Source organism: Amycolatopsis sp. CA-126428, from assembly GCF_002904335.1.
Lineage (GTDB): Bacteria > Actinomycetota > Actinomycetes > Mycobacteriales > Pseudonocardiaceae > Amycolatopsis.
Genome location: NZ_PPHF01000050.1, coordinates 1 through 25,635 on the forward strand (window position 1 = coordinate 1; position 25,635 = coordinate 25,635).

Consider the following 25,635-nt stretch of genomic DNA (forward strand, 5'->3'; position numbering starts at 1 on the left):
ACTTTTTCGGTGCCGGCATGCTCTGCATCCTCCCTGGGATCAGAGCCTGCACAGAACCCGGGGCGCATCAACTGGGCGCAATGGTCGCTGCTAGGAAAAAAATTGCACACGGCGATGGCGAGCAGGTTACGGAAGGACGCGCGCTTGGCTGGGCAGATGTAGCCCAGACGATTGGGAAACATCTAGAGTCACTTTTTGATCCCACCTAAGTAAGCTGTTACGACTGAAGCCGTTTGGCCAGCAGCTCAACACTCGGGCACGCAAGCGTTACTCTCCGTCGGCGGCGGGATACCTAAAGGCCCACGCAAGTCGAAGCCCTGTCCAACAAATGGGTGGACAGGGCTTCGACTTGCCGGGCGTTAGTAAGTTTCGTCCTCCAGAGATGCCCACAGGAGCGTGGGTCGAACGCATTCAGGCGACGTGCCAGGGGATGGGAGCCAAGCTCTCGTTCGTCTGGGTCTACTGCGACGCGGAGACGATGCACACCTACGTACGCCACCGTGGCGCCGCGCGCGACGCCACGAAACTCGCGAACTGGGAGAGCTACCTCGCCGGGATCGACCTCGAGCTACGACCGCCCGTCCCTCACGTCGTCATCGACAACTCGGCGTCCAGCAAGCCTCTCCAGGACCAGGCGAGGAACCTGGTCAGCACCGTACTGAGTGAGGATTCAGAGCAGCAGTGACCACGACAACGCGCATCCTTGTCAGCTCCGAGACGGACGACCTGGTCGGCCAAGAGCTGTTCAGCCAGCTCGACTCCGTCGAAGTCATCCCGTACGACCCCACGACGACAAACCTGGACGAGCGGCAGCGTCAGGCTGAGATCTTCGTGGCGCCCTACCGGGGCACCAACCGCCCCATGGCATTGATGGCGCAGATGCCCAACCTTCGGATGGTCCAGATCACGGCGGCCGGCACGGACGAGTGGGCGAATGAGGTCCCGGATGGCGTCGTCCTCGCCGGCGCGCGAGGGGCACACGCCGGACCGGTCTCCGAATGGGTGCTGTCTGCCGCACTGACCCAGTACCGCCAATGGCCGGCACTGGTGCGATTCCAGGACGAGCACACGTGGGCGCACCGCAAGTTCGCTGCTGACACTCTTCGTGGTAAGCGGGCTCTTATCGTCGGAGCGGGCAGCATCGGTTCAGCCGTTGCTAGACTGTTCACAGCGTTCGGCACTGAGTCCACACTTGTCGCCAGCACGAGCCGGGAAGGTGTCCACGCAGCATCCGAGATTCCAACCCTCCTTGCAGGGCATCACATCGTCGTAATCACGGCTCCACTCAACGACAAAACTCGAGATCTGGTCGATAAGAATTTCCTGACGACAATGAATGACGGAGCACTGCTAATCAATGCAGGCCGAGGAAAAATTGTCAACACTGACGCACTAAAGGCCGAATTGCAGTCCGGGCGCCTGCGCGCGGCATTAGATGTCACCGAACCGGAACCGCTCCCCAGAGGGCACCCGATCTGGTCCTATCCCAACGTGATAATCAGTCCACACTCAGCGCGGACGGTACCAGGGACCAACGCTCTCTGCTACGGTGTGGCCGTCGAGCAGGTCAAAGCTTTTTTGGAGGGAAGAACTCCAACAAATGCGGCGCGACGTACGAAAACATGCGAAAACTAACACTTCAAGACATTGCTATACGCCAATATTGCAACGCCGGACCACTCCATAAGTCAAACTTGAATAATGTCATTCTCCCTTGCCCAAGCCTCGAATCCACCCGGGGCAAGCGGAAGTCTATACTTACCGAGAAGTAGCTCATCGACCATGGCGGACACAAATCCAATAGTGAGCAACTTCTGATTAATGGCTTCACACAGCAAAGCCAGCGTTGGCTTGAGATTTATGTCATTGTCGTGCGCAGCTCGCCGCCCAGCGCCGTCGTCAATGACCGCCCACGCGTCACCTATGCTCTTCGTAAGAGCAAGAACGGCGGCTTCGCCACGATTCCTAGTGCCGCGCACCAAAAGTGAAGAAAACTCCGCAAAGCTACTGACCTCCTCTACGGTACGGAGTTCACGTTGTTCGATCCAGTCAGCATTAAGAGTCGCTTTTATTCTCTCATCCCTGACCGTCATCTCGCCTAACTCGACTGCCACCATGTCCGGAATAAGAACCCTACGCGTGCCAGCAACAATTTTCAGGACACCCAGAATGTCACGCTGAGCAAAGTGCGCAAGGGGACTCGTGTCGAAAACAAGGTAATCATCTGAGGATTCCGCCTTTTGAGACTTCATCAAATCAGATCCCAGATGGCCCCTTCCGGAACTGTTGGCAATTCAGGCAATTCTTCCTCGGCCCACGCGTCGAACAAGAGGTCCGTAGCCCGCGCGGCAGTGACTATCTCTGACCTGAAGAGGTTAAGAACACCTTCCTCATATAGACGCGGCAGATGAGGGGCGCTAAGTTCGTCTTCCGGGATCAGATTGAAATCAACGATATCAGCCCTGCTTGTCCTGAATTCACGAATTCGTGCTGCCTCTTCATGGCTAACTACTCTCAGGTCTCGAAGCCGCTTGCTCAGCGTGGACATATCAACCCTAAACTTACTGGCTGACTTCACTGCGGCAATTCGGAGAGCATCGTCATCCTCGACAACCGCTTCGATCACAGAGCGCCAATAGTTGACGATTCCCTTCTCGGGGAGCAGCAACGCGCGAGCGAACTCATCTAGCCGTGCTTCAAGCGCACTCTCGTTTCCACTCAGAATACGCCAGTCCACAGAGTACTCGTCGGCAATCATGAAGTGTCCGAGTTCGTGAGCAAGTGCTATACGTCTTCGGCCGACTTGCAGTCGACCATTCACGAGCGCAACCCCACCTTGAGCCAAAAGCAAGGATGCCGCGTCAGCCGCGTCAGAACCAAGATCGAAACAGAAAGCGTAAAGCCCCAGTTCCGCAACCGCCTCGGAGATTCGATAGAAAGGCTCTTCGTCGTCCAGACCCAGCTTCCGTCGAACATCTGCAGCCATCTGATCAGCCGCTTGCCTAGAAGCAGGCCGACGCATGGCCTCTACACGAATCCCAGGTAGATCCTTGCCATGCTTTGCCACGAACTCGACGTTCCACGCTAGCCGCTCGATCAGGCGATCGATAGCCGACGTCGCCTCGGCATGCCCTTGCACGTTGCGATGAGACACAACTGCCGGCGGAGTCTCCATGATGAACCACTCGATACGCTCACCTAGCTCATCAGCGATGCGCGCCAACTCGAGGGCGGAGACACGTCGAACTCCACCCTCGACCTTCGCCAACGCAGACCGGTCTAACGAGACAGCGGAAGCCAGCTCGTCTTGGGTCATGCCAGCGCGCTGCCTGGCTTCGGCAATCTTCTTGCCCATGGTCACCCCGTCGACCGTCACTGTGCGATTTTAGAACAGCCGCCACCAGCGCGGCTAGTCATCTCACTCAGTGACCCCTGTTCAGGTGTATACTTCCCGCCCTTTGCGCCCTTGCACGTAGAGCGTCCGGTCGACTACCCTGCGCCCACAGTGCAGGTGGAAGCCAGATGTCGACACGACTTGTACAGAGAGCGGTCGCTGCGGGGCATCACGCTGTTACGCTGCCAACCGTCTCGATGTGGTGAATACCACTCGAATGGCCCAACTTAAGTCTTGCTCTACGAGGCCGCGACACACTAGGACTTCACAGCCTGCGAGCGGATACGAGCTCCATCTGACGCCACACCTGCCGCTGTTCACCGGTCCGTCTCAGCCAGCGCTAGTCTCAGTTCCAGTCTCATTCAGCCCAATCCACCGGCGTCCACCGAGGGACGCTCAACGCTCTGACCTGCGGCTCACGGCTAGCCGGACCGCCGCGTACGGCCGTGTGCAGACTTGGAAAGCGTGTTGGGTTCACGCCCTCGCAGGTTCGAATCCTGTATCCTCCGCCGCAGTAACCAGGCAGACGCCGGGCAGCTCTCACGGGCGGCCCGGCGTTTGTCGTCTCTGCCCCCTTCCGCCCGGCACGACCGCGCGCGACCCACCGTCGGTATGTCCCGGACACGATTGCCGGGTGCATTTGGCCCAGCCGATCGTGAAATGCCTTCGGTGCTGCGGAATTCTGGGCCTGTACGAGGAGTTACGAACAGGGCTGACCGCAGGTCGTTACTCCGGTCGCGCTAGTCTCACCAGCACCTCGCCCGCCCCTGTCGAGAAAGGCCAGCAGTGGCACGAAAACCGCGCTGACCTGGGGTAGCGCTGGCCAGCGACTTCAGTCGGCGGCACTGGTGGCGGGACGACCCCCGCACAGACCGTGATAGGCCCGGCCCCGGACGTTCCCACGTCCGGGGCCTTGCTGATTGCGGGCCCGCGGTCACTCGGCAAAGTCTGATGATCACGCTGAGTCGCTGGATCTGTTTCAATGGAATCCGTCCCCGTACGACCCACCAGAATTCGAGGAGTAGAGGCCCGATGGCCGGAGTCGAAGAGATCCGCGCTGGCATCGCGCTCGCCAACGAGAAGGCGTCCGCGAGCATCGCCGCCCTGCAGCAGGCAGCGCAGTCTCTCGAAGAAGCCCAGCAGTCGCTCGCACAGGCGACGCAAGGGAGCAGCCAGCCCGAAGTGAGCCAGGCGCACGGACTCCTGGCGGAGGCCCTGCAAAGCATCAACGGCTTGCAGAGCACCGTCCAAGCAAGCATTTCCTCCGCCGACTCCTACTCGGCGCGTCTCTAGCCGGATGACGCTCGCCGAACTCCACCAGCTGCTCACCGCTGCCGTGACCGGGCTCGCCGACGCGCGCGCCCACTCCGAACGGGCCACAAGCCTGCTCGGGGAAGCCCGGCAAGCTCTCGTGGATGCCCAGGCCAAGGCCGATCCCTGGCTTCCTTCGCAGTACGCACAGGCCGGCGAGGGGCTGGACCAGCTCCTCGTCCGCCTGCACGCCGCCGAAGATCTGGTGAGCGGATACCGGTCGCGCCTGTAATCCTTGTAGGGGACACCTTTTCTTGGGGACGCCGATGGCCAAAAAGTCAGCCGAGCAACGCAACCGCGTCGAAACCGCACTCGACCGGGTCCGCCATCAGATCGGACTGGTGCTGGGCGCGGCGGCCGGTGCGCGCCAAGCCGCGGAAGCCGACCTGTCCAAGCTCCGGCTGGAGCAGGACATCGTCAAGGTCGGCATGAACCACGCCAGTGCCGAGCAGCAGAACGAGTGGTCGCGCCACCCCGCCGCGCACGAAGTGTTCGCTGCGCTCGGCAGCGTGCGAAGCGCTTTCTACACCGACTGGAGCCAAGGTCCCGCCACGCTGCGGGAGCTGGTCGCGCAGAACGCACCCGGCCCGGCCGGGCTGCCGGCGGGCGACTGGCTCGGCACGGTCGGGCACAACCCCGGCCTGACCTCGCCCGGGCTGTGGCACGTCGGCACCACCACCGCGGCCGGTGGCGACCCGACCCGCACGTTCGACGTCGCCGTCCCGTTGCTCGACGAGTCGCACGTGGCGATCACGTCGGCTCCGAAGACGCGGTCCGCGATCGACGGCATCGTGCAGAACCTGCTGGTCCGCGTGCTCTCGACGTTCGAGCCCGGCGCGGTGCGCGTGCACCTGTGGGACATCGGGCAGCTGACCGCGATCCTGCCCGACCTTTATCCGCTCAGCCACACGAGCGCGCTCTCGCTGTACGACCCCGGCCGGCTGGAGGACCTCCTCGACGAGCTGGCCGGCCACATCCGGCGCATCCACGCCAGCTGCATGTCCGCCGGGTTCACGTCGCTGCGGGAAACGCGGGCGCACAACGAGCAGCGGGGCGAGCCGTACCGCATCGTCGTGCTCTACGGCAACGGCGAGACCCTCGAACCCGAACGCGCCCGCGACCTCAAGCGCGTCGCGAGCGGGGCGCTGGCCGCCGGGATCTGCCTGATCATGGTGGACGTACCGACCGCGGTGAGCGCGCCGGTCGAGACGCTGAGCCTGCTCGACGACCGGCGCGCGATCAGCAGCATGTCCGGCACCGACCTCGTCGTGGACCTCGATCCCCCGATGCCGTCCGCGCAGGTCATCCGGGCCATCGACACGATTTCCAAGGCGCTGATCGCCAAGCAGGGCGGCCCGCGGTCGTTCGACGACCTCCTGCCGACGGAGCTGGGCCAAGAGAGCTCGGCGCGCGAACTGCGGGCCCCGGTCGGGTTCTTCGAAGGCGAGCCGGTCGAGGTCGTGATCGGCGACCCGAGCCCGCACATCCTGATCGGCGGCCCGTCCGGTTCGGGCAAGACGAACTTCCTGTACGCGCTGCTCGGCAGCCTCTCGGCGCGGTACACGCCGGAAGAGCTGGCGCTGTACCTGCTGGACTTCAAGGAAGGCGTCTCGTTCGCCGGCCTGGCGCCGGGCCGGAAGGACGCGAGCTGGCTGCCGCACGCGCGGCTCGTCGGCGTCAACGTCAACACCGACCGCGAGTTCGGCCTGGCGCTGCTGCGGTTCCTGGCCGACGAGCTGCGCCGCCGGTCCGCGGCCGCGAAGGAACACGAAGTCACGAACCTCGCCGACCTCCGCGAAGCCGATCCGAGCGGGCACTGGCCGCGGATCGTCGCGGTGATCGACGAGTTCCAGTACCTGTTCGCGGGCCGCGACCAGGTGACCGCGACGGCGACGCAGCTGCTGGAGGACATCGCGCGGCGCGGCCGGTCGCAGGGCATCCACCTGGTGCTGGCCAGCCAGGACGTCGCCGGCATCGAAGCGTTCTGGGGCAAGCCGGCGGTGTTCGAGCAGTGCACGCTGCGGATCGCGATGCCGAAGGCGCGGCGCGTGCTGGCCGAGACGAACAACGCGGCCGTGTCGGCGCCGAAGTGGCACGCGGTGATCAACCACGACTCCGGCGTCGCGCACGGCAACCAGCTGGCCCACATCCCGGACGCGAGCAGCAAGAACGTGTTCGTCCGGCTGCAGCACCGGCTGTGGGAGCAGTACGCGGGCCACTTCCCGCGGCCGCGCCTGTTCGACGGCGCGCACCAGCCGGTCCTGGAACGGTTCCCGGCGTACCTGGACCTCAAGCCGAACTCGAAACCGCGGGCCCTGCTCGGCCAGTCGATCGACGTGACCGAGACGGCGTGCGGCGTCGACCTGCCGCGCGCGCCGGGCCGCAACGTCGCGGTGCTCGGCTCGGCGACGGCCGAAGCACTGTCCATCATGGACTCGTCGGCGCGGTCGCTGTCCCGGCAGTACGAACCGGGTGAAGTCGAGTTCCTGCTGAGCTGCCCGATCGAGGCGTGCGCGCCGGCCGCGCTGGAGCTGACCGAGCGGCTGCGCGAGGACGGCCATGCGGCGTCGCTGGTGGACGACCTGACCGGCGTCCTCGAGTCGATGACCGGCTCGATGTCCGGCGGCGCGAAGGTGCTGCTGCTGTACGGCGTCGACGCGGCTTTGCCTTCGCTGGAAGCCAAAGCGGTCGGCCAGCTGAAGAGCGGCCTCGATCACCTGCGGGTGGTGCTCAAGCAGGGGCCGGGCCACGGCATCCACACGATCGGCTGGTGGCGCAGCATCGCCCGGCTCAAGGACACGCTGGGCTTCGGCGGCACCGACGACATCGGCACGTGGGCGGCGCTCGACGTCCAGGGCAACGAGCTGTCGCCGTTCGCGGCGGGCCAGGTCGTGCACTGGTCGCCGCGGCCCGGCCGCGCGTTGTTCTTCGACCGCACCACCCACGGCGCACCCGAAGTGATCATCCCGTTCCAGCGTCCGGAGAACGACCGATGACCGACGACGCCACCGCGGCCATGCGGTACAAGGAAATCATCGCCCTCTCCCGGGGCTCGGCGGAGAACCTGCGCGAGTGGGAACTGGCGCGGGCCAAGGCGCTGGACGCGGAGATCGAGGCCGCCGAGGCGGCGATCGAAGTGGCCGTCGAGCGCGAAACGAGGGCGGCCGAGCGCGCGACGCGCTGGTGGAAGATGGCGCTGCACAACATCCAGGGCCTGCCGTGGCTCGACCCGGGCGACAACCCGCGCCCGGTCCCCACGGCCCGCGCGGCCTACCTGGAGCGGTACCTCGAGGAGGTCAAGCCGAGCTACCAGGAGCTGGTCCAGGCGGTGCTGGCCCTGGGGTGGCGGGCCAAGCGGGCGGCCGCGAAGCGGGAGCAGCCGCCGCCGGCCTAGACGTCGAACACGGTGTCGTAGGGATCGTCGTCGGCCGGAGCCGGCCTGCGCGGGGGCGGGGGCGGCGCTTGGCGCTGCGCCGGTGCCGCTCCTTTACCGGCGGCAACGGCTTCCCGGAGGGCCGCGGTGATGGTCCGGCTGAGCGTGCCCGCGTCGAACCGCATGGCCTCGGGCGCGAGCCGCACCTCGCTGACGACCCCACCGGGCCCGGCGAGCACGGTGACACTCCGATCCGGCGAGACGACGGTCGTGTGGTCGCTGCCGGCGATCCCGGCCAGGAGGCGCTGGTTCTCGGCCTTGCGGTCTTCGATCTGCCTGAGCTGCCAGCGCAGTTCCTCGATCAGCTGCGCGTTGTTCATGGTCTCCCCTGCCAGTCTGCTTCCTTGCCGCTGCGGAGGCTCCAGGCCACCTTCGCCGTCGCTTCGGCGACCGCCGGCCAGGCGTCTTCGGACTCCGCGATGACCGAAAGGATCACCACGGACCGGCCGTCCGGCAGCGGGATCTGGTACTCCGCCTTGATCTGCGTCCGGACGTCCCGTTCGGGCAGGTGGAATTCGCCACCGCTGATGGCGACGACGGCCGGCCCGATCGGCAGCCGCACCGGCTGCACCACCGCACGCTTGTGCCGGCCGCGGTACTCCTCGGCCATCGCGGCGACGAGGGCGTCCCGGCTGCCGGGCGCGGTCTCCGGCCAGCGCGCCACGCCGAGCGTCAGGGTGGCCACGTCACCCTTCCGCGGGCCGACGGCGAACTTGCCGAACACGCGGACGCCGTTGGCCTGCATGGCCGGCACCAGGGCCATCAGGTAGCTGCCGAACTGTTCGACGCTGGTCCCGGACGCGACGTTTTCGGCGACCATCCGGGCGTGCCCGCGGTTGAGCTGGTCGTCGTCGCCCACCGGCAGGCCGGCGAACCCGGGCGGCAGGTCGATTTCGAGAGGCATCAGTTCCACACCTCGTCTTCCGCCCGCTGACGTCGACGCGCCGGCGCGTTGTCGGCCTGTTCTCCGGCATCGGCCGCGTTCCAGAACGCCACCCCGGCCCAGGAAACCCCAGCGGCGGCCATTTGCTCGGGACTCTTCGGTACCCAGTAGTTCTTGAAGTCGTCCAGCGGGCTTTCGAACTTGTCGCCCCCGAGGACTTCACCGATCTCCTGCTCGCGGAGGAGGCCGTAGGTCGTCCCCTTGACCACCCAGTCCGGAACACCCGGGGCGAGGCCGATCAGCGTGGTCGCGACGCCTGCGGCATCGAAGACCAGGGTCTCGGGCGCCACATCGGCCCCCGCCAGTGCGGCCACCCCGTGCCCGGCCAACGCGGCGAGCCCCAGCTCGCCGGCCACCGCGCCGACGACCGTCCCCGCCGGATCCGGCAGGAAGTCACCTACCACGCCCAGGACATTCCCCAGGTCACCGACCACATCGGAGACCTTGGAGACCACCTCGGCGTGGTCCTGGAGGAAGTTCACCGCCTCGTCGACCCCGTCGGCGAGAGTGGCCGACAAGTCGACAAGTGCCCCGCCGACGGCGTCGGCGAGCTTGTCGAGGACGTCCGGCTCGTCCGGGGCCAGCTCCTTGGCCTGCCGCAGCTGCTCGGCAACCCGGGCGGCGGCGTCCGTGTGCTCCTGCTGGAGCTGCTTCGCCGCGTCTTGGACGTTCTGGCAGCCGTCGATGGCCGTCTGGAGCTGGTGGCCCGCGTTGTCCAGCAGCCGCTGGGCGATCTGCAGGGACTGCTGGTCCGGGAACGTCCGGTTGGCCAGCGCGAGGTCCGGGTTCGCCCGCGCCTGCTCGGCCACCCGAGCCGCCGCTTCCGCGCGCGCTTCCAGCTCGGCCGCGCGTTTCTGCAGGTCACCGAGGTTGTGCGCCCAGCCTTCGAGCGCGTCGGCGGCCTGGGTCATCGACTTGGCCGCATCGTCGAGGTAGTCCGGCAGCGGACCGAGGCGGCGGGCGAAGGCTTCGCTCGCCTCGCCCTGCCAGATGCCCTGCTGCCGGACGATCCGGCGGAGCGAAACGTCGGCCTCGGTCAGATCGCCGCCCACGGCGCGGTACTTGCCGGCCAGGTCGGTGATGCCGTCGAGGTCGCCGGGCGCCGGGTCGAAGCCCAGGGCCGGGAAGTCGCGGGCGCTCATCGGTCGAGGCCGTTCAGGAGATCGGTGATGCCGCCGGTCGTCCCGCCGCCGACGGGCCGGTCGTCCTCGGATTCGGTCTCCTCGGCCGGCCGATCGATACCTGGCACCCCGCCGGTGTACCCACCACCCACCGGCCCGTCCCCGCCGCCGCCACCCACCGGCCCTCCGCCCGGCTGCCCGACCACCGGGTAGTGCCCCCGCACACCGCCCGGTTGGCCGCTGTCCGGGAGGTCACCCAGCACCGCCGAGCCGAACTTTCCCAGCTCGCCCCCGAACTGGGCCTCGATCTGCTCGTACTTCTGCTTCGCCGTCTTCAGCCGCTCCGTCACCCCCGAAGCCGCCTCGCCCAGCCGGTCGATGCCGAAGGCCCAGGCCTCCTCGAACTCGACCCCGGCCTGGCCCAGCTCCGCCGTCCCCAGCGAGCCGAATGCCCCACCGCCGCCGAGTTTCTTGTCGGCCTCGGCCATCCGGTCCGCCGCCGTGCCGAGGTCGTCGATGAGCTTGCCCAGCTCGTCGACCTTGACCGCATACCCATGCCCGTGCCCGTCCACGCCACCCTCCCCTTGTGGTCCCAGTCCACGGTAGGACGGCCGTCAACGCTCCGCGGTTTCCTCGTCACCCAAATGTGTCAACCACGAACAAGGCCACCCCCGGGCGATGCGCCCGGGGGTGGCCTTGCCGTACGGGAACTACTTGCCGAAGGCCTGCTCCAGCCAGTCGAGGAAGTCGTAGAGCGCGTCCTCGAGCGGGTTCCCCGCGCCCGGCCGGAACCGGATCACCTGCGGGTCGTGGTCGCTGGCCTGGTCGGCGAACTCCGCGTTGATGTGGACGACGTCGTAGTCCACCCCGCGCGGCGCCTTCGACGCCAGGATGTGGTCCAGCACCTGGGACTGGCCCTCGAACACGTAGCTGTACCGCTCGGCTTCGGGCACCGACGCGATCAGGTCCTTCAGCACGCCACCCGCGGTGAGCGTCTGGACCGCCGGCGAGAACGGGTAGTCGTTCAGGTCACCCGCCACGACGATGTTCGCGCTGCGATCGGCCGCCAGCAACGAATCGACGAACCCGCGCAGCACCGTGGCCTGCTTCGCGCGCTGCACCTCGGAACTGCGCGCCGGCGGCTGGAACCGGCCGTGCGTCGGCTGGTCGCCACCCTTGGAGTTGAAGTGGTTGGCGATGACGAACACCGTGCGGCCCTTGAAGACGAACTCGCCCGCCAGGGGCTTGCGGCTGGTCGTCCACGCCTCGTTCGCGGGGTCGACGCGGCCCGGCGACGCCGTCAGGTGCGCCTTGCCGTGCTCGCGCACCACGCCTACCGCCGTCGTCGACGTCCCACCGGTGCGGTCCACAAAGGATACACGCGCCGGGTTGAACAGGAACGCCACGCGGATGTTGCCGCCCGGCTGGCCACCGTCCTGGTCGTTCACCGGGTCGATCTCGCGCCACTGGTAGCGCGGGCCACCCTTGGCCACGATCGCGTCGGTGAACTTCTGCAGCGTCTGGTCGGCCGCGACGGTGCCGTCGTCGGTCGCCCCCGTGTTGTCCTGGATCTCTTCCAGGTTCACGATGTCGGGCGTCGCGAGGTGGGTCACGATCGCCTCGCCGAGGCGGTCGTACTTCGCCTGCGGGTCGCCCGGCGCCAGGTTCTCGACGTTGTACGTCGCGACGGCGAGCTCGCCGGTCCGCTGCTTGCGCGTGGTCTCGCCCGGCAGCCCATTGTCCTTTTCGGTCCCCAGCACGCTGGCGAACAGCGTGTAGCCACCGAAGTTGCTGTACTCGACCGGCCCGGACGTGGTGCCGGTCAGCACGTCACCGACGTTGAGCTTCGGGAACGGCCGCTCGGCGAACGGGATCAGCGACGAAACCTTCATGACCCCGCTGTTGAGCTGGTCGTACCCCAGGTACACGCTGCCGCCGCGGACCGACTTGTGCTGGTCCGGCTTCGACGTCACGTACAGCTCGTTGAACGAGTTCGACGGGCCGACGACCCGGGCGTCGCTGATCGAAACGATCTCGCTCTCGTGCGCTTCCCAGAAGTCCAGCGCGTACTTCACCGGCTCCAGGGTGAGCGGCTCGATGTTGCCGCCGGGCGCCGGCGCGTAGGTCGCCGGCACGGTGTCCGGGTTCAGCACGGTCGGCGCCGGGAGGGCGTTCCCGTGCGAGTCGACCGTCCACAGAGCACTGCTCAGCTCGGTCAGCGACTGGTAGTTCGACGTCGCGGGCGCGTCCGGGTAGAACTCGCGGACGGTGCCGGTCGCGGTCACCGCGTCGCCGACCGCGACGGCCGGGCTCGTCGAACCGGTGAAGACGAACAGGCCCTCGCTGGTGCGCGGATCGGTGTCGGGCTGGGGGTCGGTGACCCAGAAGCCCCGCGACGAGCCGAACGTCCGGGTCGCGGTGACGACGCCGGTGACGCCGGAGACCTTCTTGTCCTTGAAGGGCGAAATCCGCGTGGTGCCCTGGATGTCGTGGATCTTCGCCGGGGTCGGCGCCGGGCCGGGGTCCCCGCCGGTCGACTCGCCCGCGGTGTTGGTCGGGGTCGGCGCGCCGACGGTGAAGTCGGCGGCGTTGTCGTCGGTGTCGGCGAGCGCCGTGCCGCGCGCGACGGACGTCGTGTTCGACGGCGCCGCGGCCGGGTTGCCCTCGCGCACGGTCGCCGTGCCGAACCCGGCGAGGTCCTTGATGCGCGCGTCGGCGGCGCAGTCGGCCGCGGTCTTGCAGGTCAGCGCCGTGGTGCCGGAGACGAGGGCGATCGTGCCGGCGGTGGCCGACATGGCGATCGCGCCGGTCGCGTCCGGCGTGGGCAGCTCGACGGTGCCGCCGGCGCCCTTGCCCTCGGCCACGAGGTAACGCCCACCCGGTGCGACGCTGCCGGCCAGCGGCGTCACCTGCCAGGTGCTCGACGGGCTCGCCGAACCGGGCAGGTACTGGACGCTGAAGCCGGCCAGGCTCGCGGCGGCCGCGCCTCGGTTGGCGAGCTCGACGAAGTCGCTGGTGAGCGTCGCGCCGGAGTTGCCACCACCGCCGTAGACCTCGGCGATGACCGCGTCGGCGCTCGGTGCGGCGAGCGCGGCCGGCGCGGCCACGCCGCCGAGCACCAGGCCCGACGCGACGGCCACCGTGAAGGCAGCCTTGGATCTGTGGGTCTTGGTCACCCTGAGTCCCCTTTGTGCTTGAACAGTCGTGGCATAGTCCCCCGAACAAGTGAGGAGGAGGAAGACAACGGTGCAACGATTCGTAACAACTACTTTCGTCGTCACTCATTCGGCAGAGCAGGTTTCGTGATCACGCTCGTCCTCGGCGGGGACGTCACCAGCCCCGCCGGCACCACCCCCGCGGCCGCACTCGGCCGGCTGAACCCGCTGCTCGAAGGGGCCGACCTCCGGTTCGTGAACCTCGAAGGACCGGTCGACGCGGCGGCCGCCGAAGCGCTGAAGTCGACCGGCATCGACGTCGTCTCGGTCGCCAACGACGCCCCGCACCCGCCGGCCGCCGCGCTGGCGAGCCTCGGCGTGCTCGACCAGGCCGGAATCGCCCATTGCGGCGCGGGCGCGAACCTCGACAGCGCCCACGCACCCGCGGTGCTCGAACGAGCCGGCGAAAAGGTCGCTTTCCTCGCGTACACCGCACTCCGCGCACCCGGCCAAGCCGCCCAGCCCAGCGCGCCGGGGGTCGCGCAAGCGTTTGCGACCACGGCTTACCAGCCCGATCCCCGCGTGGCGGAGATCCCGGGCCGCCCGCCGGTCGTCCGCACGGCACCGGTCCCCGAACACCTGGAACGGCTCGTCGCCGACGTGCGGAAGGCGAAGGCCGCCCATGACCACGTCGTCGTCTCGATGCATTGGGGCCTCCCGGGCCCCGACCTGGCCGAGTACCAGGTCGCGTACGGGCGCGCGGCGCTCGACGCGGGCGCCGACCTGGTCGCCGGGCACGGGCCGCACACCATCCAGGCGGTCGAGGTGTACCGCCGCCGTCCCATCCTCTACAGCCTCGGGAGCCTCGTCTCCGGCTGGCCGGACGGGCTGCTGGCCGGGTGCATGTTCGGCGACGAGCCGCGGCTCGAGCTCATCCCGGTGCGGCGGAACGCGGACAACGAGTGCGAGCCGCTCGCCGGGGACGAAGCGGACAAGGTGCTGCGGTACGTCGCCGAGGTCTCGGCGCTGCGCTCCACGACGGTGACCGTCCAGAGCGGAATCGCCTCGGTACCTGTTGGTGCGTAACGGATCGCGCGCAGTGTGTGACAACGGGACACGGGCTTGTCACCCATCCGGCGCATCTGCCTTAAATGAAGGTCAAGGGTCGGAACAACCTGAGTTGAGCGGCGGTACGGTCTGCGTGAGCCGCCGGAAAAGTGGCACAGACCACTCCCCGACAGCTCACGATCGGCACGACACGGGGGGAGGGAGAACGATCATGTGGGGGCTGATTGTTCTCAGTTGCGTGTTCGTGCTGGTGCTGGGGATAGCCGCGGTCGTGGACCTTCGGGACCACGACCGCGGCGAACACCGGGTCTAGCGCACCGCCTGCCTTCCCTTGTACCGGTCGAGGAGCGTGCGCGCGCCGGCCAGCGCGACCCGCCCGGCGCCCTTCGCGCTCGCGGCCAGCACCGTCGTCCAGTCGAAGTAGTCGCGCCAGAGCACGATCCGGCCCGCCTCGACCTCGAACGTGCCGCACACCCAGAACTCCGCCTCCCACGCGCCGCGGCGCAGGACGTCCGTGCGTTCGGTGAGCACGACGTTGCCGTCCGCGGCGATGTGGTGCGTGCGCGCCTCGAACCCGGAGCCGAACCGGGCCAGCAGCCTGAGCTGCTTTTCGACCGCCGCGACGCCGCGGGCGGGCGGCAACGGCACGTTCTGGTACACGATGTCGCTCGCCGCGAACGTCAGCGCCCGGTCGACGTCGAGGTCTTCGAGGGCCTTCAGGAAACCGGTCACCACTGCTTGGGGTTCATCGGTCATGCCCCCAGGCTAAGGCTCAGAACGGCCGGTCGCCCGCGATGGCGACGCGCTCCGCGATCCGGACGTGCGGGTGGTAGTCGTTGACCGCGTAGTGCTGGGTCGCGCGGTTGTCCCAGAACGCGACCGAGTTCGGCCGCCAGCTGAACCGGACCTGGAATTCGGGCGTGTGAGCCTGCAGGAACAGGTACCGCAGCAGCCGGTCGCTCTCGGCCCGGTCCAGGCCGGTGATGTGCGTCGTGAACGCCTGGTTGACGAACAGGGTGCGCCGCCCGGTCTCCGGGTGCGTCCGGACCACCGGGTGTTCCACCGGCGGGAAGCGGTCCTGCCACCGCGCCAGCAGCGCGGGATCGGAGAACCGGTCGAAGCCGGGGAGGTAGTCGTGCACCGCGGTGAGCCCGTCGATGCGGGCGCGGACGTCTTCGGGCAGGTTGTCGTAGGCCGCGGCCATGTCGGCCCACATCGTGTCGCCGCCGACCGGCGGCACCTCGATCAGCCGCAGCACCGAGCCGAGCGCCGGGGCCGGCCGCCAGGTGACGTCGGTGTGCCAGATGTTCTCGTACCCGGGCATGGCCGCGGTGCGCTCGAAGCGCGTGACGGCGTCGTCGTCACCCTGCGGGATGAACGGGTTGGTCTCCAGCTCGCCCCAGTTCGCGGCGAACGCGCGCTGCTGCGCCGAAGTGATCCGCTGGTCGCGGAAGAAGAGCACCTTCCACTCGAGCAGGGCGTGGTTGAGCTCTTCGCGCAGGTCAGCGCCCACGGGCGCGCCGAGGTCGACGCCGTCGACCTCGGCACCGAGCACCCGGCCGAGCGGGCGGAGGGTGAACAGCTCGTACGGCCTCCGCTGCGGTTCCCGGAGGATCCGGGGGCCTTCGACGATGCCATCCGCGGGCGCGACGGCCCCGCGCAGCTGAATCCGGGCAGGAAGATCTACGGACATGGTTGTGCTCCAAGGGTTTTCGGGAATTCGGACGCCGGGTTCGCGTCAGGCGGGCGGCGAACCCAGGCGGCCGCGGCGCAGCAGGAGCTCCACGACGCCCTCCCCGATCGACCGCACGCAAGCCCGGATCAGCGTGGTTTCCCAGGTGGCGGACATGCGTTCATGGTCGCTTTCTTCCCGACGTGCGGTCAAGACGTCCACTTGGTGGAACGCTGTACAACGCCGCAGGTCACCGCGATGCAGGCGGCTCGGGAGTCATGAGGCAAGATCTTCCCCGATCGGGTGAGCGCTCTTGATGACGGAGGTCCCCATGCCGGAAGGCAGAGGCTCGCGGATCGGTGACAACCCGGGGCTCCGCCCCGGGGCGAAGGGTTTCTCCCGGAACCCCCCGCAGAAGCCGGACCGGCTGCGTGCCGCCGCCGACCTGCTCGACCAGGCCGCGGCCGCCGACGACAAGGCAGCGGGGAGGTTCGCCGAAGCCCGCGTCGATTCGACGCCGTTCGGCATTTCGCCGCAGGCCCGTGAGCTGGCCGCGCGCTGGGCGACGGCGCTGGCGGCGCGCGAGGCGGACGCGCGCGTCCTCGGCGATGCGACGTCGGACCTGGCGGGCCGGCTGCGCATGGCGGCGGTGAGCACGCGGAGCACCGGGTTCCGGGGGCGGTTAGCGGTGGCACCGTGACCACCGAGGTCTTCGAACACCCGGCACTGGCGTCGGCGGCTTCGCAGCTGTCCGCGTTGCGCGCGGCGGCCGGCCGGCTCGGCGTCGCGGACCCGGTGGCGGCGCTGCGGCACCTCGACTGCGCCCCGGCGTCGATCCGCACGTCCGCCTCGGCGATCGACACCGGCGCGCTCGGGGTGACCTCGGCGCAGGCGGAGTTCCGCGCCGGCGTCGAGCACGCCGAAACCGGCGGCAGCACCGAGACTTTCGGCACGTGGGCGGACACAGTGGACGGTCAGTACGCGGCGGCGGCGCGCGCGGCCGCGTCGACGGCGGCCTTGGGCGTCCGCATCGCCGACCGGCTGGACGAGCTGGCGGTGACCGCGTCCGAAGAGGTGTGCGCGCTCGCTTCCACCGCGGCGGCCTCGGTGTCGGCGGTGCTGGCCGGCGACCGGTCGGCCGAGGTGGTGAGCGAGGTCGGCGCCACGTGCGCGGCGGTGGTCCGGGCCGTGCAGGACAAGATCGCGGCGCTGACCGCGCTGGCGGCCGAACTGGAGCCGTTGACGACCCCGGCCGTCGAACTCAGCTGAAGTGCTCGCGCGCCCACTCCGCGAAGGGCCGCGCGGGATGCCCGGTGACGCGGGCGACGTCCAGCGAGACGGGTTCCGGGTCGTCGACGAGTGACGCCCAGTGGTGCACCGCACTCGCCGCGAATTCCGCACCCAGGTAACCACTCAGCTGCGCTATCGCCTCTTCCGGCGGCTGTTCTTCCCACGTGACAGGCTTTCCGAGCGCCTCGCCGATGAGCCGGACCTGGTCGGCCTGCGCGACGGATTCCGGGCCGGTGACCAGGTAAATCTGCTTCGCGTGATCCTCGGTGAGCGCCTTGACGGCCATGTCGGCGACGTCGCGTTCGTGGACGACCGACCGTTTCGCCTGCCCGTAAGCCGCCCGGACGGCACCGGTTCCGATCTGCTGCGCCCAGGCGAGCGCGTTGGTGGCCAGCCCGGTGACGCGGAGGAAGGTCCAGTCATCGGTGACCTTCTCGACGGCGGCTTCGACGTCGCCCCACACGCCCCCGTCTTCGGCGGACATGGCGGAGAGGTAGACGATTTTCTTTCCCCTGAGGGGTTCCACGGCTTTCTCGATGCCGTCGGCGGAGAAGAAGGGCCAGAGCAGGTAGCCGGCGTCGACCCCGGCGGCGGCTTCGGCGAGATCGGTGATGTCGCCCTGCACGACGTCGACGCCGTCCGGCGCCTTCGCGGGATCCCGGACGAGGACTCGGGTGTCCACGCCCGCGGCCCGCAGTCCGGCGACGACGTGGCGTCCGGTGTGGCCGGTGGCCCCGGTGACGAGAACAGTCATGGTGCGCTCCTGGTGATCAGCTGGTGCCGACCACGGTCACACTTCAAGAGCCCTTCAAGTTAAGCCGGACGCGCCGGGCGTGGGCTCAGTTCCCCCACGGCACGGTGCGCACCCGCATGTGGAGGATCCACTTGCCGTTGCTGTAGAAGAGTTTCCTGGCGTTGTTGGCCTCCACGTCAGTCGGCAGTTCCCACCGGCCGGTGCGGTTGTTCTGCCGCAGCGCCTCGGCCTGCCTCGCCACCTGGTCGCGCGTCTTGGCGCGGCGCGTGACGCTCAGCTTCCGGTCGACCATCACACCCGACTCCTCCTCGGGGCCGTCGAACTTCACGTACGAGACCCGGTCGGAGCCCGGTTTGGTGTACCGCAGCGCGGGCGCCACTCCGTCCCGGCTGCCGGGGGCACCCGAGTCGTACTCACGGGCTTTGGCACTCATGTGGGCGTTCTCCTTCCGCCAGAAGATCTCACCCCGTTCCGGCCGGTCCGGTGCTTTGTCGGAGTGCTTCGCCACCTTCTCGCAGGGGTTGGTCTTCTTCGGGCTCTTGCAGGGATCGCCGGGCTTGGGGCCCTTGTTCTCGTCGGATGAGCCCGAGCCACGGGAGGCCTTGGGCGCCTTCTCCTCGGCCTGCTCCTTGGCCGGGCCTGGTTTCGGCGCGGTTTTCGGCCGGGGTTTCGGGGCAAGCCGGGGCGCGGCCTTCGGCTTCGGCTTCGCCTCCGGCTGGGGCTGCGGGGCCGGTTGCGGCGTGTCGCCGCCGGCCTTGTCCTGCGTGTCGTACCAAGGACGCGGCCATGGCTGCGGGACGTCGCCGGTCGTTCCTCGCTGACCGGGGAAGCCGCCGGGCTTCGGCAGGTCCGGCATCGAGACGGGGACGCACAGAATCCCCATGTTCGCGCAGGAGGTGTTGACCTTCGGTTTCCCGTCCGGGGTGGGAGCGCTGCCCTTGCCCAGTTCGGCGAGCGGGCTTTGGGAGAAGATGCCTCCCGGTTTCGGCGTCGGTTTCTCCTCCTTTCGCCCGCCGTTGTCCTTCTCCGCCCAGAGCGGTGTGCCGGAGAGGGGGCCGAAACCGCCGAGCGGTTTGTTCTTGTCGTTGTCCGGCGCGTCCGGCCGTGGCGCGGGTTTCGGGGCCGGCGTGTTCGAGCCCGGGCGGGTCTTCGCGGCCGGCGCGGGTTGGGGAGTGGCTTGCCTGGGCGGCGCCGGTGCCGGCAGCGGAGCCGCCGCCTTGGTCTTCGCCGGTTGCGAGGGCGTGCGCCCGGCCGGTGCCGGCGTGGCCGGTGTCGGCCGGGGAGCCGTCGCTTTGGGAGCCGCCGGGGACGCCACGCCGCCACCTCCCCCGTCGGCCTGGATCGGGGCCCGCGGCCCGGCCTGCGCCTCGGTCGCGCCCAGGACACCGAACACGGCGCCGGCGAAGCCTCCGGACAGGACGTACAGAAGGGTCCGCGCACCCACCGTCGTGTTCTTCACAAGCCCGCTTCTTCCCGCTCCGGCATCGGCGATGCCTCGTGCGAGGAGCGTGCCCGCGGCCGGTTCATTCCCGGTACACGCCCGGTACACCAGCCCCGAAGTCACCACGGCCCAGAGGGGGCATTTGAGACCGAACCCGAGACGGGACAGCAAAACGCCCGGCAACCCCATGAGGGTCGCCGGGCGTTTTGCCTACCTAGAGCGGTGGCGGTGGGATTTGAACCCACGGACGGGGATTAGCCGTCACACGATTTCGAGTCGTGCTCCTTCGGCCGCTCGGACACGCCACCGCGAAGAACAATACCCGAGGGCGGAGCTGGGGCTCACCTGGGGTCGGCGGGCCGGTTGCCGCGCAACCTGACCTTGGCCTCGCGTGCCACGCGGCGGGCTCGGCGGCCGACGTCCGACGCCGTTGAGCGCAGCTGGGCCGCGCGGCGCTGGGTTCGGCCCGATGCTTCCAGACGGCGGTTGCCGGTGACCTCGCCGGCCTTCTCGCGAGCGCTGCCCACTGCCTGCTGGATCCGGTGCTTCATCGTCATACCGGAGGAGTACCCAATTCTCAGCGACGCATCGCGAAGTACGTCTCCAAGAGCCCGGCGCACTCGTCCACCAGGACGCCTCCGTGCACTTCAGGGCGGTGGTTGAGACGGCGGTCACGCACGACGTCCCACAGCGACCCCACCGCGCCCGTCTTGGGCTCCCACGCCCCGAACACGAGCCGGGCGATGCGGGCCAGCACCAGCGCGCCCGCGCACATCGTGCACGGCTCGAGGGTCACCGCCAGCGTGCAGCCCTCGAGCCGCCAGCCGTCGCCCACCACCTGGGCCGCCGCGCGCAGGGCGAGGATCTCCGCGTGCGCCGTGGGGTCGCCCAGCTCGATGCGCGCGTTGCGGGCTGCGGCCAGCGGGACGCCGTCGGGGCCGAACACGACCGCCCCGATCGGCACGTCCGCGCCGGGGGCCCGCGCCGCTTCCAGCGCGGCCTCCACGGCCTCGGTGTCGGACAGGCGTCTCAGAGCTCGTCCAGGAGCTTGGCGAACTCGCTGCCGAACCCGCAGCGCTGCGCGACCATCTGCAGCTGCTCGTCCGGGTAGAGGTCGACCTCGCCGACGATGACCTCCAGCTCCGGCCCGGGCAGCCCGAGATCGGTCAGGATCTCCAGGTCGCCCTCGGGCCAGACGGAGTCGTCCTCCTCGTCCGGCGGGTCGACGCGCAGGACGTCGAGGACGTCCGCCGCGATGTCGTAGTCCAGCGCCGCCGCCGCGTCCGAGAGCAGCAACGACGGCCCCCGCGGGCTCGGCCGGACGATCACGAAGAACTCGTCGTCGACCGCCAGCAGCCCGAAGCTCGCGCCGGTGGAACGTAGTTTGCCCAGTTCAGTGATCGCCGCGTCCAGCTCGGTCAACGCCCCCGGGTCGAGCGCACTGCACCGCCACCGACCGTCTTCCCGGACCACAGCCACCGCGAAGCCCGTGACCGGCTCTTCCACCGCCATGCGCACACCGTATTCCGCCGGTGGATCTCGCGCACGCACGGTGCGCCCGAAGCGCCGCATGCGGCACTATCGGGACCATGACCGGCCCCACTGACCTGCCCACCTTGCCCGGCACGCCGTTCGCCGGGCTCCTCGACGACGCGCGGGCGCTGCAGGACCGCACGGTCGCCCTCCGCCGGGCCGTGCACCGCCACCCGGAACAGGGCCTCCACCTGCCGCGCACGCAGGCGGCGATCCGGGAGGCCCTCGACGGCCTGCCGCTCGAGATCACCGAAGGCCGGGCCACGACGTCGCTGACGGCCGTCCTGCGCGGCGCGCGGCCCGGTCCGGCGGTGCTGCTGCGCGGCGACATGGACGCCCTGCCGCTGACCGAGGAGACCGGTCTCGACTTCGCGTCGGAGGACCCGGAGTCGATGCACGCGTGCGGGCACGACACGCACGTCGCGATGCTCGCTTCGGCGGCGCGGCTGCTCGCGGAGCGCCGGGACCAGCTGGCGGGGTCGGTCGTGTTCATGTTCCAGCCGGGTGAGGAAGGTCACCACGGCGCCCGGTTCATGATCCACGAGGGGGTGCTCGACGCTGCGGGCACGCGGGTCGAGCGGGCGTTCGGCGTCCACATCCTCGCCAACGCGCCCAGCGGGCTGCTGCAGCTGCGGCCCGGCCCGCTGATGGCGTCGGCGGACTCGTTCCACGTGCGCGTCACCGGCAAGGGCGGCCACGGGTCCGCGCCGCAGTACACGATCGACCCGGTGCCGGCCGCCGCGGCCATGGTCGGGGCGCTGCACACGATGATCACGCGCCGGGTCAGCGTGTTCGACCCGGCGGTGCTCTCGGTGACCCGGATCCAGGCCGGCACGACGTCGAACATCATCCCCGAGACCGCCGAGCTCGAGGGCACGATCCGCACGCTGTCCGAGCAGACGCGCGCGCTGGTCCGCGCCGAGCTGCCGAAGGTGTGCGAGCAGGTCGGCGCGGCCTACGGCTGCCGCGTGGTCGCCGACGTCGAGCCGGGTTACCCGGTGACGGTGAACGACGACCGCATCGCCGCCGAGGTGCTGCGGCTCGGCGCGGCCGTGCTGGGGCCTGACAACGTCGAGCTGCTCGCCGACCCGCTGATGGGCGCCGAGGACTTTTCCTACGTCCTGCAACGCGTCCCCGGCGCGTACGCGTTCCTCGGCGCGTGCCCGCCCGGCGTCGACCCCGCCGAAGCGGCGGCGAACCACTCCAACCGCGTGCTCTTCGACGAGGACGCGATGCCCCACGGCGTCGCGATGCTCGCCGCCTTCGCGCTCGACTCCCTCCGCTAGGGCCCGGTCCGCGACGGGCGGCCGTCTTCCAGGTGACCGGCGAACCGGCGGCGCCACCCGGGCGTCTCGAACGTGACGTCGTACCAGCCGTGGCGCGCCGGCACCGGGAAGTCGTGGGAGCCACCCGGCGGGAGGGTGACGTCGTTCAGCGTGACCGGTGACGGCCCGCTGTTGGTCACCGTGACCCGCAGTGCGGGCGCGGGCGTGAACGCGACCGCCGCATCGAGCCCCAGGCCGCCCGAAGCCTCGACGACGAAGCCGTTCGGGCCGTGGATGGCGACGTCGTACGTCCCGCCGTGCGCGATTTCGCCCGCCATCGAGGCGCCCGGGCCGACGTCGAAGCGCTGCGACGCTCCGCTCGCGTGGTAGGCGTACGCGGCCAGCTGCAGCGCCTGCGTCCCGTGGTTGGCTAAGTGGAGCTTCAGGACGCCCGCCTCGGCCGTGACCCAGGCGACCGGCTGGTAGGGCAGCGGGCGCGCCTTCGCCGTGCCGGGGTCCTGCACCAGCGCGCCCGGCCCCAGCCCGGGCTTCGGCAGCCGGGCCTGCGTCCGGTCGGCTTCGGCGCGCAACGCGTTCGCGTCGGGCAGCAGCGGGATGGTCGTGTCGGGCGCGCGGAAGTCGAAACAGCTGGTCAGGTCGCCGCAGATGGCCCGGCGCCAGGCCGAGATGTTCGGCTCGCGCACCCCGGTCCAGGTCTCCAGGAACCGCAGCACCGACGTGTGGTCGAAGACCTGCGAGTTCACCCAGCCGCCGCGGCTCCACGGCGAAACGACGGTCATCGGCACGCGCGGGCCCAGCCCGATCGGGACCGGCGGCCCGGACGGCTCGCCCTTCTCCGGCCGGTTGCCCGGCAGGTATTCGCCGGGCGTGCCGGGCGGCGGCGTCGGCGGGACGACGTGGTCGAAGAAGCCGTCGTTTTCGTCGTAGTTGATGAAGACGACGGTTGATTCCCACAGCTCCGGGTTGTCCCACAACGCTTTCAGCATGCGCTGGAGGTACGCGGCGCCGTCGACCGGCCGCGCCGCCGGGTGCTCGCAGTAGCCGTACGGGGCCACGACCCACGAGACCGCGGGCAGCGTGCCGGCCGCGCAGTCGGCGATGAACTCGGCCAGCACGTGGTCGAGGTCCTTCCCCTTCCCCGAGTCGGGCTGGAGCCGCTTGCGCAGGTTCCCGCGTTCGGCCAGCCGGCGTTTCGCCGGGTCCATCGAGTACAGCGCGTCGTGGAAGTTCTGGAACAGCCAGAGCGGGTTGTCGCCGTAGTCGCCGACGAAGTGCTCGGGGACGCCGCGCTCCTCGTCGTTCGCGTAGATCCGCCAGGAGACGCCCGCGGCCTCGAGCCGTTCGGGGTAGGTCGTCCAGCGGAAGGACGGCTCGTAGTCCGGCGCGTTGTGCGTCGCGGGGCCGCCGGCGAGGCCGTCCGGGTCGATCGTGCCGGTCCAGTGGTACAGCCGGTTGGGGTGCGTCGGGCCCTGGATCGAGCAGAAGTAGTTGTCGCAGAGGGTGAACGCGCTCGCCAAGGCGTGCTGGAACGGGAGGTCTTCGCGCGTGAAGTACCCCATCGTCATGGGGCTCTTCGCCGCTGTCCAGCGGTCGTAGGCGCCGCCGTTCCACGCGCGGTGCGTGCTGTTCCAGTCGTGCGGCAGCTCGCCGAGGTCCTGGCCGTCCACAACGGACGTGTCGAGGTGGAACGGCAGCACCGGGCCGCCTTTGTCGCCGCGCTGGCGGAAGACGTCGCGCAGGGCCGCGCGATCGCCGAAGCCGCGTACGCCGGCCATGGTGCCGTAGTAGTGGTCGAACGACCGGTTCTCCTGCATCAGCACGACGACGTGGCGGACGTCGTCGATCTTGCCCGTCCGCGGCAGGGGGGCGCACGCCACCGGCAGCGTGCCGGCGACGGTGGCCGCGGCCGCACCGCCCAGCACCGTGCGACGACGGATCCGCCCCATGCCCACCTCCTCGTCCCCCGGCCGCGGCTCGGCCGAAGGGTACGTTCGCCACCGAGAGAGGTGAAGCCATGCTCAACTCAGCGGATTTGGTCGCCTTCGCACCGTCAGCCGACCTCGAGCGCTCGCGCGCCTTCTACACGGATGTCATCGGGCTCGAGTTCATCGAGCAGACCCCCTTCGCGTGTGTGTTCCGCAGCGGCACGACCATGCTGCGCGTCACCGCCGTCGCCGACTTCACGCCGCAGCCCTTCACCGTGCTCGGCTGGGCCGTGGCCGACATCCGGGCGGCGGTGGCCGAGCTGCGTGGGCGTGGCGTGGAGTTCCTCACCTTCGACACGCTGCCACAGGACACCGACAAAATCTGGACCACGCCGGGCGGCCGGATCGCCTGGTTCCGCGACCCGGACGGCAACGTGCTGTCCCTGACCGAGTTCACTGGCAATTAAACAACACTGTTGATTTAATACGTCCATGACCGAAGCCGACCGCCTCGCCCAGCTCGCCGAGCAGGAGGAACGCCTCCAGTTCGCCCGGTTCGACAACGAGACCGCCCTCGCCCTCGGCCAGCAGCTGCTGACGGCCGCCCGCGACCGCGGGCTGCCGGTGACGATCTCGGTCCGGCGCAACGGCCAGCGGCTCTTCCACGCCGCGCTGCCCGGGACGTCGGCCGACAACGACGCCTGGATCGACCGCAAGAGCCGCGTCGTCGACCGCTTCGGGCACAGCTCCTTTTTCGTCGGGACGCAGTTCCGCGCGAAGGGCGGCTCGTTCGAGGAGCAATCCGGCCTCGACCAGGCCCGTTACGCGGCCCACGGCGGGGTCTTCCCGGTGCTGGTGCGCGGGGTCGGGCCGGTCGGCACGGTCGGCGTGTCCGGGCTCCCGCAGGCCGACGACCACGCGTTCGTCGTCGAGCAGCTGGAGCTGTTCCTGGACTCCTGAACTCCTTCCGGCCGGGTTGTCGACGGCGTCTACCAGGCGCCCGGCGGCCAGGACGAGGACACTTCCGGCGGCTTCGACCTCGGCGGCTGGGTGACGCCGTTCTACGAGGAGGGCATGGGCCGGTTCGTCGCCGAGTGGTTCTCCCGCGCGGGCGCGTCCTGCTCGGACGGCGGACGTACGACATCTTCGCCGCGCACTGGCCGAAGGTCACCGACCCCGCCGACCCGGTCGCGTCGCGGCTCAACACGCTGCCGGTTGATCGCGCACGACCTGGTGGACGAGTACCGGCTGTGGCTGTACCCGGTCGTGCTGGGCAAGGGACGCCGGCTTTTCCCGGACGGCGTCGTGC

At 69.3% G+C, this 25,635-nt stretch carries 28 protein-coding genes and 1 tRNA gene; 12 read left to right on the forward strand and 17 right to left on the reverse strand.

The genetic code is table 11. The annotated features are described in order from the left end of the window. A partial coding sequence (locus C2L58_RS50400) for a hypothetical protein (protein ID WP_233225718.1) occupies positions 1-182 on the reverse strand: 182 nt, incomplete at its 3' end. A 248-nt stretch (positions 183-430) separates the two neighbouring features. On the opposite strand from C2L58_RS50400, the gene C2L58_RS14470 reads away from it, so the two are divergent. After that, a complete protein-coding gene (locus C2L58_RS14470) occupies positions 431-685 on the forward strand; it encodes a hypothetical protein (RefSeq protein ID WP_103338101.1) in 255 nt (84 codons plus the stop codon). Continuing rightward, a complete protein-coding gene (locus C2L58_RS14475) occupies positions 682-1,635 on the forward strand; it encodes an NAD(P)-dependent oxidoreductase (RefSeq protein WP_233225719.1) in 954 nt (317 codons plus the stop codon). Before C2L58_RS14470 ends, C2L58_RS14475 begins: the two co-directional genes overlap by 4 nt. A gap of 53 nt (positions 1,636-1,688) precedes the next feature. Here the strand turns inward: C2L58_RS14475 and C2L58_RS14480 are convergent, their stop codons facing one another. Together C2L58_RS14480 and C2L58_RS14485 are read right to left on the reverse strand one after the other, a co-directional pair. Further along, a complete protein-coding gene (locus C2L58_RS14480; RefSeq protein WP_103338102.1) occupies positions 1,689-2,252 on the reverse strand; it encodes a hypothetical protein in 564 nt (187 codons plus the stop codon). Further along, positions 2,252-3,376 carry a helix-turn-helix domain-containing protein gene (locus C2L58_RS14485; RefSeq protein WP_233225720.1) on the reverse strand — a complete coding sequence of 375 codons (1,125 nt, stop codon included), beginning with the start codon at positions 3,374-3,376 and terminating at the stop codon, positions 2,252-2,254. Before C2L58_RS14485 ends, C2L58_RS14480 begins: the two co-directional genes overlap by 1 nt. A gap of 1,050 nt (positions 3,377-4,426) precedes the next feature. Between C2L58_RS14485 and C2L58_RS14490 the strand changes: the two genes are divergently transcribed. The 4 genes from C2L58_RS14490 to C2L58_RS14505 are packed head-to-tail and all read left to right on the forward strand — an operon-like array spanning position 4,427 to position 8,099. Continuing rightward, positions 4,427-4,687: a hypothetical protein gene (locus tag C2L58_RS14490; RefSeq protein WP_103338103.1), complete on the forward strand. Its 261-nt coding sequence runs from the start codon at positions 4,427-4,429 to the stop codon at positions 4,685-4,687. Between the two features lie 4 nt (positions 4,688-4,691). Further along, positions 4,692-4,937, forward strand: a complete 246-nt coding sequence (locus C2L58_RS14495) for a hypothetical protein (RefSeq protein WP_003056173.1) — start codon at positions 4,692-4,694, stop codon at positions 4,935-4,937. A gap of 34 nt (positions 4,938-4,971) precedes the next feature. After that, the gene (locus tag C2L58_RS14500; protein ID WP_103338104.1) at positions 4,972-7,701 is read left to right on the forward strand and encodes an FtsK/SpoIIIE domain-containing protein; all 2,730 of its coding nucleotides are present in this window, start codon (positions 4,972-4,974) and stop codon (positions 7,699-7,701) included. Then, complete coding sequence (locus C2L58_RS14505; RefSeq protein ID WP_103338105.1) at positions 7,698-8,099, forward strand: hypothetical protein; 402 nt, start codon at positions 7,698-7,700, stop codon at positions 8,097-8,099. Before C2L58_RS14500 ends, C2L58_RS14505 begins: the two co-directional genes overlap by 4 nt. Here the strand turns inward: C2L58_RS14505 and C2L58_RS14510 are convergent. From C2L58_RS14510 to C2L58_RS14530, 5 genes are all read right to left on the reverse strand, one after another. Beyond that, on the reverse strand, positions 8,096-8,458 hold the full coding sequence (locus C2L58_RS14510) for a YbaB/EbfC family nucleoid-associated protein (protein ID WP_103338106.1): 363 nt from the start codon (positions 8,456-8,458) through the stop codon (positions 8,096-8,098). The two genes, C2L58_RS14505 and C2L58_RS14510, sit on opposite strands and share 4 nt — an antisense overlap. Next, positions 8,455-9,042: a hypothetical protein gene (locus C2L58_RS14515; RefSeq protein ID WP_233225721.1), complete on the reverse strand. Its 588-nt coding sequence runs from the start codon at positions 9,040-9,042 to the stop codon at positions 8,455-8,457. Before C2L58_RS14515 ends, C2L58_RS14510 begins: the two co-directional genes overlap by 4 nt. Continuing rightward, entirely contained in the window at positions 9,042-10,223 is a 1,182-nt protein-coding gene (locus tag C2L58_RS14520; RefSeq protein ID WP_103338108.1) for a putative T7SS-secreted protein, read from the reverse strand. The genes C2L58_RS14515 and C2L58_RS14520 overlap by 1 nt, the downstream gene beginning before the upstream one ends. Beyond that, entirely contained in the window at positions 10,220-10,774 is a 555-nt protein-coding gene (locus C2L58_RS14525; RefSeq protein WP_103338109.1) for a hypothetical protein, read from the reverse strand. Before C2L58_RS14525 ends, C2L58_RS14520 begins: the two co-directional genes overlap by 4 nt. A gap of 138 nt (positions 10,775-10,912) precedes the next feature. Continuing rightward, positions 10,913-13,378: an endonuclease/exonuclease/phosphatase family protein gene (locus C2L58_RS14530; protein WP_103338110.1), complete on the reverse strand. Its 2,466-nt coding sequence runs from the start codon at positions 13,376-13,378 to the stop codon at positions 10,913-10,915. Between the two features lie 126 nt (positions 13,379-13,504). On the opposite strand from C2L58_RS14530, the gene C2L58_RS14535 reads away from it, so the two are divergent. Next, positions 13,505-14,443, forward strand: a complete 939-nt coding sequence (locus C2L58_RS14535; RefSeq protein WP_103338111.1) for a CapA family protein — start codon at positions 13,505-13,507, stop codon at positions 14,441-14,443. Positions 14,444-14,734: 291 nt separating this feature from the next. On the opposite strand, the gene C2L58_RS14540 is transcribed toward C2L58_RS14535, so the two are convergent. Further along, a complete protein-coding gene (locus C2L58_RS14540; RefSeq protein WP_199191271.1) occupies positions 14,735-15,181 on the reverse strand; it encodes a limonene-1,2-epoxide hydrolase family protein in 447 nt (148 codons plus the stop codon). Positions 15,182-15,197: 16 nt separating this feature from the next. After that, a complete protein-coding gene (locus C2L58_RS14545; protein WP_103338113.1) occupies positions 15,198-16,118 on the reverse strand; it encodes a TauD/TfdA dioxygenase family protein in 921 nt (306 codons plus the stop codon). 310 nt (positions 16,119-16,428) lie between these two features. On the opposite strand from C2L58_RS14545, the gene C2L58_RS14550 reads away from it, so the two are divergent. Beyond that, a complete protein-coding gene (locus C2L58_RS14550; RefSeq protein ID WP_233225722.1) occupies positions 16,429-16,797 on the forward strand; it encodes a hypothetical protein in 369 nt (122 codons plus the stop codon). Continuing rightward, positions 16,794-17,366: a hypothetical protein gene (locus C2L58_RS14555; protein WP_103338115.1), complete on the forward strand. Its 573-nt coding sequence runs from the start codon at positions 16,794-16,796 to the stop codon at positions 17,364-17,366. The genes C2L58_RS14550 and C2L58_RS14555 overlap by 4 nt, the downstream gene beginning before the upstream one ends. Here C2L58_RS14555 and C2L58_RS14560 read toward each other — a convergent pair. The 6 genes from C2L58_RS14560 to C2L58_RS14585 form a co-directional block, all read right to left on the reverse strand. Continuing rightward, positions 17,359-18,141 carry an SDR family oxidoreductase gene (locus C2L58_RS14560; protein WP_103338116.1) on the reverse strand — a complete coding sequence of 261 codons (783 nt, stop codon included), beginning with the start codon at positions 18,139-18,141 and terminating at the stop codon, positions 17,359-17,361. The genes C2L58_RS14555 and C2L58_RS14560 overlap by 8 nt on opposite strands. Before the next feature lie 85 nt (positions 18,142-18,226). After that, positions 18,227-19,600 (reverse strand): hypothetical protein, encoded by a 1,374-nt coding sequence (locus tag C2L58_RS14565; RefSeq protein WP_103338117.1) that lies wholly within the window; start codon positions 19,598-19,600, stop codon positions 18,227-18,229. 202 nt (positions 19,601-19,802) lie between these two features. Then, a tRNA-Ser gene (locus C2L58_RS14570) sits at positions 19,803-19,890 on the reverse strand. Positions 19,891-19,923: 33 nt separating this feature from the next. Next, complete coding sequence (locus C2L58_RS14575) at positions 19,924-20,139, reverse strand: CsbD family protein (protein WP_103338118.1); 216 nt, start codon at positions 20,137-20,139, stop codon at positions 19,924-19,926. Positions 20,140-20,159: 20 nt separating this feature from the next. Beyond that, positions 20,160-20,588 (reverse strand): nucleoside deaminase, encoded by a 429-nt coding sequence (locus C2L58_RS14580; protein WP_103338119.1) that lies wholly within the window; start codon positions 20,586-20,588, stop codon positions 20,160-20,162. A 23-nt stretch (positions 20,589-20,611) separates the two neighbouring features. Further along, on the reverse strand, positions 20,612-21,094 hold the full coding sequence (locus C2L58_RS14585; protein ID WP_199191272.1) for a tRNA adenosine deaminase-associated protein: 483 nt from the start codon (positions 21,092-21,094) through the stop codon (positions 20,612-20,614). Between the two features lie 77 nt (positions 21,095-21,171). On the opposite strand from C2L58_RS14585, the gene C2L58_RS14590 reads away from it, so the two are divergent. Next, positions 21,172-22,401 (forward strand): M20 metallopeptidase family protein, encoded by a 1,230-nt coding sequence (locus C2L58_RS14590; RefSeq protein WP_103338121.1) that lies wholly within the window; start codon positions 21,172-21,174, stop codon positions 22,399-22,401. Here the strand turns inward: C2L58_RS14590 and C2L58_RS14595 are convergent. Then, a complete protein-coding gene (locus C2L58_RS14595) occupies positions 22,398-24,347 on the reverse strand; it encodes a phosphocholine-specific phospholipase C (protein ID WP_103338122.1) in 1,950 nt (649 codons plus the stop codon). The genes C2L58_RS14590 and C2L58_RS14595 overlap by 4 nt on opposite strands. Before the next feature lie 86 nt (positions 24,348-24,433). Here C2L58_RS14595 and C2L58_RS14600 point away from each other — a divergent pair, with 86 nt between their 5' ends. Together C2L58_RS14600 and C2L58_RS14605 are read left to right on the forward strand one after the other, a co-directional pair. After that, a complete protein-coding gene (locus tag C2L58_RS14600; RefSeq protein WP_233225723.1) occupies positions 24,434-24,793 on the forward strand; it encodes a VOC family protein in 360 nt (119 codons plus the stop codon). Between the two features lie 25 nt (positions 24,794-24,818). Further along, entirely contained in the window at positions 24,819-25,286 is a 468-nt protein-coding gene (locus tag C2L58_RS14605; protein ID WP_103338124.1) for a heme-degrading domain-containing protein, read from the forward strand. Positions 25,287-25,635 lie beyond the last annotated feature (349 nt).